Genomic DNA, 16,694 nt, shown 5'->3' with positions numbered 1-16,694 from the left:
CCGACAACGTATCCACGTTCCCGAGCACCGCAATGGCCGCCAACATTGCCGCCTTCGGCATCACGCAGCGCAATTTCGAAGAAACGGGGTCTGAGCAGCACGAAATAATTCCGATCGGTCCGCGCGCCCCCGTGATACCACCCTTATGCCAGGTATTGCCGGCAGCCCCCGAGAACAACCGTCGCCGACCGGTACAAAGGGGTGCGACCGGGAAAACGAAGGCCCCGCCGCCACAAGGGACGACGGGGCCTTCGCGCGAGGCACTCAGACGGTGACCGGTTCCCGTTCCTCCACGGGCCGCGCGGACCGGCGCGCCGACCGGCGCTCCTTGCGGCCCTCGACCATCGAGTACAGCGTGGGCACCAGCACCAGGGTGAGCAGGGTGGAGCTGATCAGGCCGCCGATCACCACGATCGCCAGCGGCTTGCCGATGAACGCGCCCTCGCCGGTGATGCCCAGCGCCATCGGCAGCAGCGCGAAGATCGTGGCCGCGGCGGTCATCAGGATCGGCCGCAGCCGCCGCCGTCCGCCCTCGACCACCGCCTCCCGCACCGGCATCCCGTCCCGCCGGTACTGGTTGACCAGGTCGATCAACACGATCGCGTTGGTCACCACGATCCCGACGAGCATCAGCATGCCGATCAACGCGGGCAGGCCGAGCGGGGTGCCGGTGAGCAGCAGCAGGCCGATCGCGCCGGTCGCCGCGAACGGGATGGACACCAGCAGGATCAGCGGCTGCACCAGGCTGCGGAACGTCGCCACCATGATCAGGAACACGATCGCGATGGCCGCGAGCATGGCCAGACCCAGGTCGGCGAACGTCTCGGCCTGGTCGGCGCTGACGCCGCCGATGCTGTGCGAGGCGCCGGCCGGCAGGTCGAGGGCGTCCAGCCGGGAGGTCAGCTCGGCCGTCACCGCGCCCAGGTCCGAGCCGGTGGCCTTGGCCGACACGGTGGCGCTGCGCGCGCCGTCGGTGCGCCGCACCTGCACCGGACCGTCCACCACGGCCACCTCGGCGACCTGGCCGAGCGTGATGCCGCCCGGCAGCGGCAACGCGCGCAACGCGTCGACGTCGGCCGGCGCGCTGCCCGTGCGCAGCAGGACCTGCTGGGACCGGCCGTCGATCGGCAGCTGGGCCACCGGCACGCCGCGCAGCGCCTGCGCCGCGAACTGGCCGATGGTCTGGCTGCCGAGCCCGCGGGCCGCGGCGGCGGCCTGGTCGACCGTCACCTGCACGCGCGGCGCGCTCACCGACAGGTCGTTGGTGACCTCGCCGACGCCGGGCGTGCCGGTGACGGCCTGCTGCACGCGGTCGGCCGCGTCCCGCAGCGCGGCCGCGTCGGGCGCGGTGACCAGCACGTCGATCGTGTCCGAGCCGAAGCCGGACGCGGCCGCGCCGAACGCCACCTCGCCCGCGCCGGACGTGCTGGCCAGCTGCTCGGTCAGCCGGTCCTGCAACGCTTCCAGGTCCGTGCCCTCGCGCACGGTGGCGCGCACGCGGGTGTCGCCGTCACCGCCGAAGCCGAACGCGGCCAGGCTGTTGTCCGTGCCGACGGTGACCTGGTAGGTCTCCACCTCGTCGGTCTCCGCGAGCACCCCTTCGAGCTTGCGCGCCGCGTCGTCGCGGGCGGCGAGGCTGCTGCCGGGCGGCAGCTTCTGGGTGCCCTGCAACGCGGTGCCGCCCGCGTTGTCGATGAAGTTGGTCTCCAGCGAGCCGGCCAGGCCGAGCGTGCCGCCGAAGATCAGCACCGCGATCAGCAACGTCACCCAACGCCGTGTGGTGGCGAACTTGAGCACGGGCACGTAAGCGCGCTGCAACGGGCTGCGCTTCTCCTTCTCCAGCGCGGCCTCGCGCGCCTTCGCGGCTTCCTCGGGGTCGGTCGGCACGGCCGGGCGCTTGAGGAACCAGAACGCCAGCACCGGCACGATCGTCAACGACACCAGCAGCGACGCCAGCAACGCCACCGTGACCGTGATGGAGAACGGCCCGAACAGCTCCCCCGCGATGCCGCCGACGAACGCGATCGGCAGGAACACCGCGACCGTGGTCAGCGTGGACGCGGTCACCGCGCCCGCCACCTCACGCGTGCCGTCCAGCACCGCGCGTTGCTTCTCCTCGCCGTAGCCGAGGTGCCGTTTGATGTTCTCCAGCACCACGATCGAGTCGTCCACCACCCGGCCGACGGCGATCGTCAGCGCGCCCAGGGTGAGCAGGTTCAGCGACAGGTCGCCGGTGTAGAGCGCGATCAGCGCCACCACCACGGACAGCGGGATCGACACCGCCGTCACCAGCGTGGACCGCACCGACAGCAGGAACAGCAGGATCACCAGCACCGCGAACAGCAGGCCGAGCAGGCCCTCGGTGGTCAGGCCGCTGATCGCCTTCTGCACCTGCGGGCCCTGGTCGAACGCGACGGTGAGCGTGGAGCCGGCCGCCTCGCCCCACTCGCCGAGCTTGTCGCGGACCTGCTGGGAGATCTCGACCGCGTTGCCGTCGGAGGTCATGGTGACGCTGATGCCGAGCGTCGCCTCACCGTTGGTGCGGGTCAGGACGGTCGCCGCGGCGGGCGTGGACTCGACCTTGGCCACGTCGCCCAGCCGCACCGGGCCGCCGGGCGAGGCGAGCGGCAGGGCGCGCAGGTCGTCCACGGTGCCGACCGGGCTGCCGACCTGCACGGTCAGCGTCTTGTCGGCCTGCGGGACGGTGCCCGCGGGCGTGACCGCGCCCGCGGTGGTCAGGGCCGTGGTCAGGGCCTGCGGGTCGACCCGGGCCGCGCCGAGGCGGGTGTAGTCGACGGTGACGGTGACCTGGCGGTCGCGCTCACCGCCGACCGTCGCCTCCCGCACGCCGGGGATGGCCTCCAGGCCGGGCACGACCTCGGCGCGCAGCCGGGTCGCGGCGGCGATGTCGTCGTCACCGGAGGTCGCGGCGAGCGCGATGACCGGGATGTCGTCGGTGCTGCCCTGGGCGACGGTCGGCTCGACGCCCTGCGGCAGGCGGGGCTGGAGCCGGTTCACCGCCTGCTGCAACTGGGCCACGGCGGCGTCGATGTCGGTGCCGTAGGTGAACATCACCTGCACGGTCGCCGAGCTCTCGGCGGAGCGGGTGAGCACCTGCTCGACGCCGTCGACGCCGCGCACGGCCGACTGGATCGGCTCGGCGACCTGGCTGTCCACCAGGTCCGGCGACGCGCCGGGGAACGGCGCGATGACCACCGCGGCGGGCAGCTCGATGGACGGGAACAGCTGCTGCTTGATCGAGGGCAGCGTGAACACACCGAAACCGATCACGAGCAGGCTGAGCAGCCCGACGAGACTTCGGTTGGCCAGGCTCAGCCGAGCCAGCACGGACATCGTGGGAATCTCCTTGGTGAGCGGACCCGCCGGAGCGCCACGTCGGCGGAGCCGACGATCGGACGACCGTCGGGGGAATCGACGGTCGAACCACTGCGCGGGTGCTGCGGGCGGATGTGCGAACGCTGGCACACGCAACCTGAGAACGGGCTCAGACATGGGCTGATTCCACGCCGCCCGGACGGCCTTTGACCTGCGCGGATCGTGCCCACAGCAAGATCGGCACAGCCTGGTGATCTTCGTCACGGAGGCCGGGGAACCCTCCCCGGCCTCCGCCACCCACGGCGACGTGCCCTGCCGGACGCCCTTGGTCTCGGCCGCCACCACGGATCAGTCCACCGGGTGTGGGTCCCGACGGTCCGACTGCACTACGAGACAGGGTGCCGCCGAGTTCAACGGTCCAGTTCGGAGTTCCGCAGTCCCGTCCGGCGCAGTCCCGTGCGGCGCAGCCACAGCAGGCCGAGCACGGGCAGCACCAGCGGGATGAACCCGTAGCCGCCGCCGAAGTCCGACCACACGGTGGCGTCCGGGAAGGCGTCCGCGAACACCAGGCTCGCCGCGCCGACGACGACCACCCCGGCCAGCTCCACGCCGCACGCGAGGTACGCGACCCGCCGCGGCACCGCGCCGGCCAGCGCGGCGGTGGCCACGACGTACACGACGGCCGCGAACGCCGACAGCGCGTACGCCAGCGGCGCCCGCTCGAAGTGGGTGGCGATCTGCACCGCCGACCGGGCCGTGGCGGCCACGGCGAAGATCCCGTAGACCGCGATCAGCATCCGACCGGGACCGGACCGGGTCGCCTCCGCCAGCTCCCGGGACCGCTCAGCCATGGAGTGCCCAGATCTGGTTCAGGCGCAGGATCATCACCGGCACGCTCAGGCACGCCACGGCCAACACCCCCGCACCCCACCGCGACCGGTCGCCCAACGCCCAGAACGCGCCGACCGGCAGCACGACGACCACCGCGATCAGGTACCCGAAGAAGGTGGCCCGGTTCATCCCGCCGCCGTCGGCGCCGATCACGTTGACGGTGGCCAGCACCGCCTGCACGAGCAACCCAGCCTCAAGGTGCACGACCACCGCGGCGAGACCGAGGGTGGGCTTGGTGGCCAACGTGATGGGCCGGTCGGTGACGACCAGCACCAACGCCCACAGGGCGGCGACGAGCGCCACGACCGTCAACGCGGTCGCGAGGACTTGGATCATCGGAGCTTCCCGGTCGATCGAACTGACCACCGCAACCTACCCCCGTCACCGTTGCGCTCCCGAGTCCGGCTCGATTTGACACGGGCCGGCCCCTCACAGACGTCGCAGGCTGGGCAAAGCCACGTCAAGCCGGGCCTTCTGCCGGCGGTCGGCCCACCACACGTGCGATCACGTGCGCGCGAACCGACGATGCGGATCACGTGCCCACGCGATACACAGGGTGTCGAGGTGGAGGAGGGATCCGTGGAGCCGGTGGTCCTGCGAGTGGGCGGCACGCTGGTCGGGTCGGCGATGAAGTTGTGGCTGACCCAGCGCAAGGGCCGAGCCGAGCGCACGAAGCCGCTGGTGGACCTCGTCGGGGCTCGGCTGACCGACGACTTCCAGCGGCGGCGGTTCAACCGCGAGGTGGAGGCGTTGGTGGACGTGGTCTCCGAACGGTTGTTACCGCTGTGCCGGCAGGAGGTGCCGGGACTGCCCGAGCACGAACGGCTCGCCGCGATGGCCGAGGTGGTGTCCGCGTTCGAAGGTGCCGACCTGTCCGACGCCGGGCTGTTCGAGGTGGACGTCGACCCGGCGAAGTTGGCCCGACGCCTGCGCGCCGAGTTGCCGGCTGGCGCCGGGCTCAGCGAGGCGGCCTCGTGGTTCTACGCCGTGCTGCTGGACGAGTGCTGCGCGTGCTTCGTCCAGCTCGTCGTACACCTGACGCCGTTCGCCGCACGGGCGAGCGCCGAACTGCTGGGCCGAGTGTCCGGTTTGTCCGAACAGGTCGGTCACGTGCTCGCCCGGCTGCCCGCGCCGACGTTGATGGCTCCGCAGGGCACCGCCAACGACGCCGAGTTCCGCAACCGCTACCTGCGCCTGGTGAGCGAGACGCTGGACGACATCGAGCTGTTCGGCGTGGACGTGCGCCGCTTCCGCCCGCGCACCACGTTGAGCGTCGCGTACATCAGCCTGTCGGTCAGCGGAGCGCAACGGCGTGCGCACGTGGCCGACGAGGTGGCGCGGTGGCGGGACGGCACGCATGACGGGCAGGACGGCGCGGTGCGGGTGGAGCGCGCTTTGGCCGCCAACGAGCGCATCCTGATCCGTGGTGAGGCGGGTTCGGGCAAGTCGACGTTGTTGCGCTGGTTGGCGATCAACGCGGCACGTGGGGCGTTCCGGGGCGAGCTGGCGGACCTCAACGGCTGCGTGCCGTTCCTGATCAAGCTGCGCGGTCACGCCGGGCGCGGCTTGCCCGGTCCCGAGGGGTTCGTGGAGGACACCGCGCAACCGTTGGCCGCAGTGATGCCGCCCGGTTTCGTGCATCGGCAACTGGAGTCCGGGCGCGCGCTGGTGCTCGTGGACGGTGTGGACGAACTCCCGGCGGCCGAACGCGGTGCGGTGCGCGGGTGGCTGGCCAGGCTGAGCCGGGCGTTCCCGGAGGTCCGCTGGGTGCTGACGTCACGACCCGGCGCGGCGACGGCGGTCTGGCTGAAGGCGGAGGGCTTCAGGTCGGCGTTCCTGGAGCGGATGAGCGCCGCCGACGTCCGCGCGTTGATCCGCCACTGGCACCAGGCCGCACGGGATGCGGGCGGCCTGCCGTGCGACGAAGCCGACCTGCCCCGGCACGAGGGCGCGTTGCTGAGCCGGTTGGACGCCAATCCGCATCTGCGCGCGTTGGCCACCAGTCCCCTGCTGTGCGCGATGCTCTGCGCCCTCAACCTCGACCGCCGCACGTTCCTGCCCCGTGACCGGCTGGAGCTGTACCGGACGGCGTTGACGCTGCTGTTGGACCGCCGTGACGCCGAACGTCACATCCCCGGCGCGACCGAGCTGGCCGGTCAGGACCGCCGGCACCTGCTGCGCCACGTCGCCTGGCGCCTGTCGATCAACGGCCGGTCCGAGCTGAGCCGCGAGGAAGCGGTCCGGCGCCTGGCCGAACGGCTCGCCGCGATGCCACGCGTGCCGCACGACGCGGACACCGTGCTCGACCACCTCGTCCACCGCAGCGGCGTCGTGCGGGAACCGGTGACCGGCCGGATCGACTTCGTGCACCGCAGCTTCCAGGAGTTCTTGACCGCGGAGGAGGCCGCCGACCAGGGCGACATCGGCCTGTTGGTGCAGCAGGCGCACTTGGACCAGTGGCGGGACGTCGTGGTGATGGCGGCGGGGCTCGCGAACGCCCCGCTGCGCGCCGAACTGCTCACCGGATTGCTGGACCGCGCCGACGCCGAGCCACGACGCCGCCGCCGACTCCACCTCCTGGCCGCGGCGGCGATGGAGGCCAATCCCTCTTTGACACCGGACCTCGCCGAACGCGTGGAACGCTGCCTGGCCGAGCTCCTGCCACCGCGCCGAACCGTGGAGGCCCGTTCCCTGGCCGCCGGCGGCGAAGTCCTGCTGCCGCGGCTGTTGCTGGATCCGAGGGACCTGTCGGAAGCCACCGCGGCGGCGACGGCGCGCACCGCCGCGTTGATCAACGGCCCCGGCGCCTGGCCGGTGCTCGAACGGTTCGCCCAAGACCCGCGCCGCCAGGTGCAGCGCGAGCTGATCAGGGCGTGGCCCTACTTCGACCCCGGCGAGTACGCCGACCGCGTCCTGTCCGACGCACCGCTGCTGAACGGGAGCATCACGGTCGAGGACCAGAACCTCCTCGCCCACATCCCGAAGCTGCGCAATCTCGCCGCACTTCGGGTGGACTTGGAAGACGTGACCAACCTGGAGCCGCTCGCCGATCTGCCACATCTCGTCGAGGTGTCCTTGGGCGGCCGGTTCGATGACATCACCCCGTTGTCGGGCAACGAGGAACTCCGCTCGCTCCTGTTGAGCTCGAGCCTGTCGATCGACCTGTCCACTCTCGACGACCCGGCGGTGGAGGAACTGTACTTCTACCCACGAGCCAAGCAGCCGACCGAGATGTCGGACTTCCGATCGATGCGCCGACTGTCTTCGCTGGGCGTGTGCAACCTGGCTGCCATCGGCGACACGACCGCACTGGCGGATCTCGGGCTGTTGAGCCGACTGTCGCTCTACGACTACCCGGCCGGCATCGACCTCAGCCCGCTCAGTCGGCTCGGCGAGCTGCAAGACCTCGGGCTCGGCCACATGGGCGGCCGCAAACCGCTGGGTCTCGACGGCGGCTTGCCTCGACTCGCCGAAGTCTTCCCGCACCTTGTCGAACTCAAATTGCGCAACGTCCTGGACGTCGATGACCTCGGTGAACTGACCCGCTTCCCGGCGCTGCAATGCTTATCACTGCACAACTGCACGGTGACGGATTTGTCCCCGATCGCCGCGATGGAATCCTTCACCACCCTCCGGACCACGATGCCGGTGCCGCCGGGGTGGCTCGAACAGATCAGGACCCTTCCCCGCGTATCGGTGCTGCAGATCCTGACCGGTGGGCAACAGCAGGAAATCGATCTGTCCGAGCTGGGTGACAGGCGGATCACCGTGTACGTCGACGAGGACTGTCATCGCGTCCTGGGAGCGGGCAAAGGGGTCAAGGTCAGGCGAGTCTGACTCCGCGCCGCCACACGTCGACCACCGCGCCGATCGCCGTGATGTCGGTGGCCGGGTCGCCGTCCACCAGCAGCAGGTCCGCGCGCAGTCCCGGCGCGACGCGGCCGTGGTCGGTCAGTCCGAAGTGGACGGCGGGCGCGCTGGTGGCCGAGGCCAGGGCTGCCGACGGGGTCAGGCCGGCGTCGGTGAGCAGTTGCAGTTCGCGGTGCATGGCCCCGCCGTGCTGCGGTGCCCACGGGTTGGCGTTCGTTCCCGTCACGATCGGCGCGCCGGCCTCGTGCAGCACATGTGCCGCGCGCATGGCGTGCTCGAAGCTGCCGTGCGACGCGTGGTCCACGGTGGGCGCCCGGCCTGTGATCGACTCGAAGTACACGAGCGTGCCGACCACGAAGACGCCCCGTTGCACGACCCAGCCGACCAGGTCGTCACCCGCGGCGCACCACACGTGCGTCAAGCCGTTAGTCCACGCCTTCCGCCACCCGTGCCGCGACGAACGCCCGTGCAGCCGCCACGTCGGCGACGGTCTCGAATGATTGCGCGGCGTCGCCGAACTCCTCGCCGACGGACGTCAGCAGTTGGCTCGGGTGCCCGCCGGGCGCGGTGGCGAGCAGGCTCGCGCTGCGCAGGTCGGCGACGTCGTCGCGGGACGCGGCCAGCTCGCGCTGCCGTGCCAGGTTGCTCGCCAGGCAGAACATGTCCAGCTCGGTCGTCACACCGGCCGCCAGGGCTTGCGCCAAGCTGCCGTCGAACGTGTGCGTGTGCCCGTCGACAAGGCCCGGCAGCAGGGTCTTGCCCCGGCCGTCCACCTCGACGTCGCACCGGCCACCGGGCTCGGCGATCAGCGGGCCGTCGACCAGCACGTCGGCACGCGGCACGACGCGGTGGCCGTCAAACACGCGCACGTCACGGATCAGGGTTCGCATGTGTCTCCCTCCAGCGGGTTCGTCGCCGACCAAGAGGGATCGCGACCGGGTGACCGTGACGAGCTGAGGTCCACGTCACATCAAGTCACAGCCCACCGTCCACATCGCTCTTAGGGTGGCCACGAGGGAGGGCCATGGGCGGCACGGAGGCGTTTCGTCGAGCACCGGGAACTGCTGTTCTCCATCGGCTACGGGACGCTCGGCACGGTCGCCGACACCGAGGACGTGCTCCAAGAGACGTGGTTGTCCTGGGCGCCGCGGGAGGACGTCGAGAACCCGCGCGCCTACCTGGTGCGGATCGCGGCAACCACGCGTTGCGCCGCCGGGAGAAGAGCGGTCGCGGCACCTACCCGGCCAGTGGTTGCCCGAACCGCTCGTGGGCGACACGGCGGACGAAGTGGTGCGCGGCGAGGAGTTCTCGATAGCCGTGCTGGTGGTGCTGGAGACCCTCACCCCCGCCGAACGCGGTGTTCGTGCTGCACGAGGTGTTCGGGTACGCGTACCCGGAAGTCGCGGCCATCCTGGGGCGCGGTCCGACGGCCGTCCGGCAGCTCGCGCACCGGGCGCGGGCGCACGTGCAGGCCCGCCGGCCCCGGTTCACCGTGGACCCGCGCACCCGGCAGGCGGTGCCCGAGCGGTTCGTGGCCGCCGCCCTGGGCGGTGACCTCGAAGGGCTGCTGTGGGTGCTCGCGCCGGACGTGACGCTGTGGACCGACGGCGGCGGCAAGGGGCCTCGCCACAAGCCCGGAGCCGGTGCACGGCAGGGACCAGTGGCGCGGTTGCCGATCGCCGTCGCGAAGGACGTCCCAAGCACCACGGACCTGCGGTTGCGCCGCGTGCACGGCGACCCGGCGGTGCTGCTGTTCGTCGACGACGCCCCGTTCGCCGTGCTGGTGCTGGAGGTCCGCGGCGACGTGGTCGGCTGTGTCTACTCGATCACCAACCCGGACAAGCTCACCGGCCTCGACCGACGCGGTTCGCGCCGCGTCGGCCGGTCCGTGCTCCAGGACTAGTTGACCGGATCGCCCGACAAGGTGAGGTCGCCGATCACCACGGTGGTGCGCGGCGCCGCTACGGCGTCCGCCACCCGGGCCACCACCTCGTCGAACACCGGGTCGTCGTAGTAGTCGCTGTGCCCGCGCAACGGTGAGGCGACCATGTCCGGGTCGGGGTCGAGGAACTCCGGGTCGCGCAGCCGCACGTCGTTGCCGCAGCGCACGCCCCACAGCTTCGGGTCGGCGAACACCCGCTCCTCCGCCGTCTCCGGCCACACCTGCACCGGACCGCCCAGCGGGTCGGTCAACCGGTGCACGTTCCACCAGCGGTCGCCGAGATCCTCGTGCAGGCGGACGAGTTCGGCGTGGCCGAGGTAGTGCGGGAACAGCCGCGAGTACGCCCACTGCAACTGCGAGCCGTAGGTGACCAGGCCGACCCGGCGCACCGCCGCGAGGGCGTCCGCCTGCCTGATGTACCGCTCGCCGTCGGCGGGGTCGGGTCGCTCGCTCTCGCGGCGCAGCAACGACAACGCGGCGAAGCACACCACGCTGCCCTGGCTGTGCCCCGACAGCACGACCGCGCCCACGTCGTGGTGCCCGGCCAGCCGGACCGCGCGGGAGGTCAGCTCGATGGTGGCGCGACCGCCGTAGGGCGGCGGACAGATCGGGTGCGCCATCCGGGGCCAGAACGCCACCAGGTCCCACACGATGCCGACCGCCGTGCGCATCCGCGGGCTCTGCCACGTCCGCACACCCAACAACAACAGGAGCAGCACGAGACCGGACACCACGAGGCTGCCCAACGCGCCCAACTCCTGCGCCGGGAGGGTCGACAGCCAGTCGGCCAGTCCCGGCGGCGGCGCGGCCCGCCAGTCCGGGTGCACGAGCCGGGCCAGCGCGAGACCGCCGCCCGCCGCCACCAGCACGCCGCCGAGCAGCGCGATCGCGCCGAGCAGCCAGTGGTAGCGGTACTTCGCCGACGCCAGCCGCTGGGTGAGCGCGACCTTGCCGATGCCGGGCCGATCCGGGCGTCCCGGGTGGTAGTCGGCCACCACGCCGTCCCGGACGGCCACGCCGATCGTATGACGCATACAGGATACCGTGCCGATTGCATACAGTAGACCGGATACCGCAGCCACGAGCCAGAACACCCACACCGGCGCGGACGTCCACCGCAGCACCACCGCCACCACCGCGGCCACCGACCCGGCGCCGAGCACCAGCGCGCTCGACACCTGCCGCACCATGGCCGCCACGATCGGCGCCACCAGCAGCGGGAACGCGATCGCCAGCACACCCCACAACCCCGCGCCGACCAGGTAGCTCGTGCTCAGCACCAGCCCCGGCCGCCCCGCCTCCGGCACCGGGTCGCCGACCCAGTCCACCACCCGGTAGGCCAACCCGCCGCTGAACCCGACCGCCAACGTGGTCGCCACCGCCGCGATCACCACGGTCCCGTAGCCGTGCCACATCGGCCGGAACCGCTTGTCCGCCACCATCAACTCGACACCACGCGCGGAGTGCCGCATGCGCACGCACGCCCCGAGCAGCACGACCAGCAGCAGCATCGCCAACGCCGACAGGATGTTGGTCACCGCCTCGAACCCCGCCAACGGCGTCACCGACCCGGCGGCGTCGGTCGGCAGCCGCCACAGCAACGCGGTCGCGACCCCGACCGCGAGCAGCAGGTACGCCGCCGCCACCCACTTGAGCAGCCGCGAGTTCACCTCCCGCCGGTCCGGTGACATCGCCACGCACCCGACGGCCCACAGCAGCACCACCGCGCCCAGCCCGATCACCGCCCACGACAGCACGTCCGGCGGCCGGTCCGGCTGGGCGGTCCGCAGCGCTCCCGCGTACAGCACCCCCACCACCACGCACGCCGCCGCCACGTGCGCGTCACGCAGCACGGGCGTGCGCGGCGACGTGTGCCAGAACGCGTAGTCGCCCAGGCTGCCCGTGCGGGTCTCCCACGCGTGGTGCGTGCCCTTGGGCTCGTACAGGAACGTCTGCCGGCCGAACCACCACAGCACGGTGATCACCAGCCCCGGCGGGACCGCGCCCACCAGCAGCAACGCCCCGAACGGCCAGCCGGCGAAGAACGCCAGGTGCTCCGCCCGGCACGCCGCCGTGCCCGCGCACTGCCGCACCAGCAGCTCCAGCGACACGTAAGCGGTGGCCGTGACCAGCATGCACGTCAGCACCAGCCCGAGCAGCCGCAACACCGCCTCGGCGAACCGCCCCGCGCCCAGCAGCGCGTACCGGGCCAGGTTGAGCAGCGCGAACGGGATCAGCAGCAGCCACAGCGCCCGGCTCGCGCCGCCCGAGGTGAACCGCCCCCAGTGGAACGCCTCCACGGTGCGGGTGCGCCCGCTGGACGACGCCCGCGCCGGCCTGCCCGCCCGCAGGAACCGGGCGACGTCGTCACCGGCCACCGGGGTGGGGAACGGGTCCCCGAGCATCGCTTCCGGCGGGGTGCCGGACACCCCGTGCACCCGCAGTTCGACGACATCCTCGGGACGCATGGTTTTCCCCTGCCGTAGGTAGCCGTGGGTGTTAACTACCGGATCGCCCACGGGAGGTAGGCCGTTTCAGGGCGGGAGACACCCGGTTGGGCGATACCTGGGCTGGTGAGAGCATCCTCCGTGACGCCCGTGCCCCGATCGGACCGGGCGCGTTCACGGCCCCGACCCGAAAGGCTGCCCACGGTGACCAAACCCGCCCGCCGCGACCCGAGCAAGCTTGTCGACGCCTCCGGGTTCCGCGAGTTCGTCCAGCACGGCTGGGGCCCGGCCGACCGCGCCGCGCGCGTCACGCCCGGCGCCGCCCAGGCCGCCGCCGCGCACCGCGACCGGCTCAGCGCCGCACTGCCCGGCACGCGCATCGCGGTGGCCGCCGGCTGGGCGCCGGTGCGGTCCAACGACACCGACTACGGCTTCCGGCCCGACAGCGACTTCTCCTGGTTGACCGGCTGCGCCGCGGAAGGCGCGGTGCTGGTGATGAACCCGGTCGCCGGTGGTCACGACGCGGAGCTGTTCCTGCGCCCGCCCGCCGGGCCGGACGAGCCGGACTTCTTCGCCAACGCCCGGGACGGCGAGCTGTGGATCGGCCCGGTGCCGGGCCTGGCGGAGTGGACCGAGGCGCTGGGCGTGCGCTGCCGCCCGCTGCACGAGCTGCCGTCGGCGCTGCGCGGCAGGCTGCCCGCCGTGCACGCGACCTGGGGCGTCGACCCGCTGCTGGACGCGGTGGCGGGCGCCGACCACACCGCCGAGCTGCGGACCGTGCTGGCCGAGCTGCGCCGGATCAAGGACGACTGGGAGGTCGGTCAGCTCCAGGCCGCCGTCGACGCCACCGTCCTCGGTTTCGCCGACGTCGCAGCCGAGTTGCAGGCCGCGGTCAAGGGCGGGGGCGAGCGGTGGTTGCAGGGCACGTTCGACCGGCGCGCCCGCACCGCCGGCAACGGGCCCGGTTACGCCTCGATCGTGGCGGCCGGGCCGCACGCGCCGGTGCTGCACTGGGTGCGCAACGACGGCCCCGTGCCCGAGGACGCCGTGCTGCTGCTGGACGCCGGTGTGGAGCTGGACACGCTGTACACCGCCGACATCACCCGGACGTTGCCGGTCTCCGGCGCCTACAGCCCGGCGCAGCGGCAGGTGCACGAGCTGATCGAGCGGGCGTCGGTGGCGGCGCTGGCGGTCGTGCGGCCCGGCGCGGCGTACCGGGACTTCCACCAGGAGGCCATGCGGGTGCTCGCCGAGGGCCTGCACGACTGGGGCCTGCTGCCGGTGTCGGTGCAGGAGTCGCTCGACCCGGACGGCCAGCACCACCGCCGCTACATCACGTGCGGCGTGGGGCACTTCATCGGGCTGGACGTGCACGACTGCGCCAACTCCCGGGCCACCGCCTACCACGAGGGCGCGCTGGAGGTCGGCATGGCGCTGGCCGTCGAGCCGGGCCTGTACTTCCACCCGAACGACGAGACCGTGCCGCCGGAGCTGCGGGGCATCGGCGTGCGGCTGGAGGAGAACGTCGTGGTGACCGAGGACGGCAACCGGGTGCTGTCCTCCGCGCTGCCGCACGACGCGGCGGGCCTGGAGGCCTGGGTCGCGGCGGCGGGCCGGTAGTCACCCCTTCCGCAGGCGCACGGAGGTGATGGCGTGGTGCTCGACCTTGAGCACCTCGACGGTCCAGCCGGACACGGTGATCCGGTCACCGGGACCCTCGGGGATGCGGCCGAGCACCACCAGCACCAGGCCCGCGATGGTGGCGTAGTCGCCCTCGGGCGCGTCGGGCAGTTCGATCCCCAGGTCGATCAGGTCGTGCATGGGGAAGGTGCCGGGCAGCACCAGCGAGCCGTCCGCGGCGTTGCGCACCGCCATCACGTCGCGGTCGGTCTCGTCCAGGATCTCGCCGACGATCTCCTCCAACAGGTCTTCGAGCGTGATGATGCCGTCGACCGCGCCGTGCTCGTCCACGACCAGGCCGAGCTGCTCGCGTTCGGCCTTGAACCGGCGCAGCGCGTCGGACACCCGCACCGAGTCGGGGAACACCACCGGCGGCCGGGCCACGTCGATCAGCCGGGACTGGTCTTCGAGCAGGTCGCGCAGGTGCACGACGCCCACGACGTCGTCCAGGTGCCCGCCGCGCGCGACGGGCGCGCGGGAGTGGCCGGAGGCGGCCAGCTCGGCGCGGGCCGAGGCGACGTCCAGCGCGGCGTCCAGCGTGACCACCGCGCGCCTTGGCACCAGCACCTCGCGCAACCGGCGTTCGTCGATCTCCAGCGCGCCGGTGATGATCATGCGCTGCTCGGCGTTGAGGCCCCGTTGGGCGGAGACCAGCTCGCGCAGCTCCTCGGACGACATCTGCTCCGACTCCGCGTCCGGTTTGCCGCCGAACACCCGGACCACCACGTTGGTGGAGGCGCTCAACAGCCACACCGCCGGCCGTGAGGCGGCCGACAGCACGTGCAGCGGCCGTGCCACCAGCAGCGCCCAGCGCAACGCGTACTGCATCGCCAGCCGCTTCGGCGCGAGTTCGCCGAACACCAGGGTCAGGAACGTCAGCGCGACCGTGACCAGGGCGATCGCCACCGCGTTCGCCCCGTCGCCGAGGAACGACAGCAGCGGCACCAACGGCGCGGCCAACGACACCGCCGCGGTCGCCGAGGCCAGGAACCCGGCCAGGGTGATGCCGATCTGGATGGTGGCCAGGAACCGGTTCGGGTCGCGGGCCAGCCGCACCAGCGTCTTCGCCGACGCCCTGTCGTCCCGCTCCAGCGACCGCAACTGCCCCTCGCGCAGGCTGATCAACGCCATCTCGCTGCCCGCGAACAGCGCGTTCAGCAACACCAGCACCGCGACCAGCGCGATCGTCCACCAGTACCCGTCCACACCCGACTCCATACCCGAACCGGGGCCACGCGCAACCGGGAGATTGGTCATTTCGAGTGGTGGCACTCCCACCCGGTGGTCCTCCTGGGCTAGAACCGTCTCGGGGAGGTCCTATGGGATCAGCGGGGCACCATCGTTCGTTCGTCGTGGTCGACGTCGAGGGCTACGGGGCCGAGACCAGGACGTCGAGGCAGCGCACCGCCGTGCGTGACGGCCTGTACGAGGTGCTGACGACGGCCTTCGCCGACTGCGGCCTGCCATGGGACGACCAGGCCTCGGACGACGTCGGGGACAGCGTGATGGTGCTGCTGCCCGCCGACACCCCCAAGGGCATCCTGGTCGACCGACTGCCCGAACGACTGGTGGCCGCGCTGCGCGAGCACAACCACGTGCACGCCGCCGGGGCGCGCCTGCGCCTGCGGATGGCCGTGCACGCGGGCGAGGTGCACTACGACGGGCACGGCAAGACCAGCGCCGAGATGATCTTCACCTACCGCATCCTGGACGCGGCCGAAGCCAAGCGGGCATTGCGCGAGTCCACGGCCGCCACGCTGGTGCTGATCGTCTCGGACCCGTTCTACCAGTCCGTGGTCCGCCACCAGCCCGCCGCGCGCCCGGACGCGTACCGGCAGGCCGATGCCGACGTGAAAGAGGTGCACGCGCAGGTGTGGGTGCGCCTGGTGGACGGGGAACCCGTCGCCGCCGAGCGGTCGACCTCCCGTTCCCGGCAGGCGCCCCTCACCCTGGCCGACCTGGGCCCGATCGTCGCCGTCCTGCTGCGCGCCCCCGGCTTCGACACCCGGGAAGGACGAGACCTGGTGCTGCGTGAGCTGCCCTTCGCCGCTTCCGTCCCCCGACACAGCTCGGATCGACCGGACGCGGTCAGCATCGTCCGGACGTGCGCGCACTACCCGAACGGGCTCAAGGCGCTGCAGGAAGCGGTCCGCTTCTACGCCGACGGCACCTCCGCCATGGCCGAACTCGACACCCTGTTGACACAGCGGACCGGCGGCGCGTAGTTGCCGCTGACGTCACGGAGTGCCGCCCGCACCTTCCCCCTCGAACCCGTGACTTTACACTCAGCCATGCTCTCGGAAGTCGTCCCTCGCGGCGTCAAAACCGCCCTATTCGTGGCCGTCTAGGGAGGCCAGCCAGTGGATGAATCGGCAATCCGGATCGACTCCGGTCTGGTCGACCTGACAGACGTTCCTCTCGACGAGCTGGACGCATTCGACGCCGAGGCCCTCTCCTCGTCGAACGAGCGCTTCCTCAGGCAGTTGGACCACGCCAGCAGCAGCCTGGGTGGCCACGACTCCTGACCG

At 71.9% G+C, this 16,694-nt stretch carries 12 protein-coding genes and 1 pseudogene; 6 read left to right on the top strand and 7 right to left on the bottom strand.

The window, feature by feature from the left end; all coding sequences use genetic code 11:
• Window positions 1-264 precede the first annotated feature (264 nt).
• The 3 genes from ACYVLT_RS16040 to ACYVLT_RS16030 all read right to left on the bottom strand — a co-directional run bounded on the left by ACYVLT_RS16040 (window position 265) and on the right by ACYVLT_RS16030 (window position 4,563).
• Window positions 265-3,354 carry an efflux RND transporter permease subunit gene (locus ACYVLT_RS16040; protein WP_461120971.1) on the bottom strand — a complete coding sequence of 1,030 codons (3,090 nt, stop codon included), beginning with the start codon at window positions 3,352-3,354 and terminating at the stop codon, window positions 265-267.
• A gap of 392 nt (window positions 3,355-3,746) precedes the next feature.
• Window positions 3,747-4,187, bottom strand: coding sequence for a hypothetical protein (locus tag ACYVLT_RS16035; protein ID WP_461120970.1), 441 nt, complete (start codon window positions 4,185-4,187; stop codon window positions 3,747-3,749).
• A complete protein-coding gene (locus ACYVLT_RS16030) occupies window positions 4,180-4,563 on the bottom strand; it encodes a hypothetical protein (RefSeq protein ID WP_461120969.1) in 384 nt (127 codons plus the stop codon). Before ACYVLT_RS16030 ends, ACYVLT_RS16035 begins: the two co-directional genes overlap by 8 nt.
• Before the next feature lie 243 nt (window positions 4,564-4,806).
• Here ACYVLT_RS16030 and ACYVLT_RS16025 point away from each other — a divergent pair, with 243 nt between their 5' ends.
• Window positions 4,807-8,064: an NACHT N-terminal Helical domain 1-containing protein gene (locus ACYVLT_RS16025; protein ID WP_461120968.1), complete on the top strand. Its 3,258-nt coding sequence runs from the start codon at window positions 4,807-4,809 to the stop codon at window positions 8,062-8,064.
• On the opposite strand, the gene ACYVLT_RS16020 is transcribed toward ACYVLT_RS16025, so the two are convergent.
• Together ACYVLT_RS16020 and ACYVLT_RS16015 are read right to left on the bottom strand one after the other, a co-directional pair.
• A complete protein-coding gene (locus ACYVLT_RS16020; protein ID WP_461121138.1) occupies window positions 8,051-8,509 on the bottom strand; it encodes an amidohydrolase family protein in 459 nt (152 codons plus the stop codon). The genes ACYVLT_RS16025 and ACYVLT_RS16020 overlap by 14 nt on opposite strands.
• 13 nt (window positions 8,510-8,522) lie before the next feature.
• On the bottom strand, window positions 8,523-8,987 hold the full coding sequence (locus ACYVLT_RS16015; protein WP_461120967.1) for a hypothetical protein: 465 nt from the start codon (window positions 8,985-8,987) through the stop codon (window positions 8,523-8,525).
• Between the two features lie 171 nt (window positions 8,988-9,158).
• Between ACYVLT_RS16015 and ACYVLT_RS16010 the strand changes: the two are divergent.
• Together ACYVLT_RS16010 and ACYVLT_RS16005 are read left to right on the top strand one after the other, a co-directional pair.
• A pseudogene (locus ACYVLT_RS16010) lies at window positions 9,159-9,230 on the top strand (hypothetical protein); the annotation flags it as partial.
• A 230-nt stretch (window positions 9,231-9,460) separates the two neighbouring features.
• Window positions 9,461-10,000 carry a sigma factor-like helix-turn-helix DNA-binding protein gene (locus ACYVLT_RS16005; protein ID WP_461120966.1) on the top strand — a complete coding sequence of 180 codons (540 nt, stop codon included), beginning with the start codon at window positions 9,461-9,463 and terminating at the stop codon, window positions 9,998-10,000.
• Here the strand turns inward: ACYVLT_RS16005 and ACYVLT_RS16000 are convergent.
• Window positions 9,997-12,507 (bottom strand): hypothetical protein, encoded by a 2,511-nt coding sequence (locus tag ACYVLT_RS16000; protein ID WP_461120965.1) that lies wholly within the window; start codon window positions 12,505-12,507, stop codon window positions 9,997-9,999. The two genes, ACYVLT_RS16005 and ACYVLT_RS16000, sit on opposite strands and share 4 nt — an antisense overlap.
• 183 nt (window positions 12,508-12,690) lie before the next feature.
• On the opposite strand from ACYVLT_RS16000, the gene ACYVLT_RS15995 reads away from it, so the two are divergent.
• Complete coding sequence (locus ACYVLT_RS15995) at window positions 12,691-14,106, top strand: aminopeptidase P family protein (protein WP_461120964.1); 1,416 nt, start codon at window positions 12,691-12,693, stop codon at window positions 14,104-14,106.
• Here the strand turns inward: ACYVLT_RS15995 and ACYVLT_RS15990 are convergent, their stop codons facing one another.
• Window positions 14,107-15,372, bottom strand: a complete 1,266-nt coding sequence (locus tag ACYVLT_RS15990; RefSeq protein ID WP_461120963.1) for a hemolysin family protein — start codon at window positions 15,370-15,372, stop codon at window positions 14,107-14,109. It lies immediately after the preceding gene.
• 113 nt (window positions 15,373-15,485) lie between these two features.
• On the opposite strand from ACYVLT_RS15990, the gene ACYVLT_RS15985 reads away from it, so the two are divergent.
• On the top strand, window positions 15,486-16,391 hold the full coding sequence (locus ACYVLT_RS15985; protein WP_461120962.1) for an effector-associated domain 2-containing protein: 906 nt from the start codon (window positions 15,486-15,488) through the stop codon (window positions 16,389-16,391).
• A gap of 135 nt (window positions 16,392-16,526) precedes the next feature.
• Window positions 16,527-16,691, top strand: coding sequence for a hypothetical protein (locus ACYVLT_RS15980; RefSeq protein WP_461120961.1), 165 nt, complete (start codon window positions 16,527-16,529; stop codon window positions 16,689-16,691).
• Window positions 16,692-16,694 lie beyond the last annotated feature (3 nt).

The organism is Saccharothrix stipae, assembly GCF_054781895.1.
This window is presented reverse-complemented; position numbering and strand designations above follow the sequence as displayed.

Bases quoted from the DNA above. Each gene is read 5' to 3' on its own strand.
- ACYVLT_RS16035 (WP_461120970.1), bottom strand. From the start codon at position 4,187: ATGGCTGAGCGGTCCCGGGAGCTGGCGGAGGCGACCCGGTCCGGTCCC.
- ACYVLT_RS16030 (WP_461120969.1), bottom strand. From the start codon at position 4,563: ATGATCCAAGTCCTCGCGACCGCGTTGACGGTCGTGGCGCTCGTCGCC.
- ACYVLT_RS16040 (WP_461120971.1), bottom strand. From the start codon at position 3,354: ATGTCCGTGCTGGCTCGGCTGAGCCTGGCCAACCGAAGTCTCGTCGGG.
- ACYVLT_RS16000 (WP_461120965.1), bottom strand. From the start codon at position 12,507: ATGCGTCCCGAGGATGTCGTCGAACTGCGGGTGCACGGGGTGTCCGGC.
- ACYVLT_RS16015 (WP_461120967.1), bottom strand. From the start codon at position 8,987: ATGCGAACCCTGATCCGTGACGTGCGCGTGTTTGACGGCCACCGCGTC.
- ACYVLT_RS15985 (WP_461120962.1), top strand. From the start codon at position 15,486: ATGGGATCAGCGGGGCACCATCGTTCGTTCGTCGTGGTCGACGTCGAG.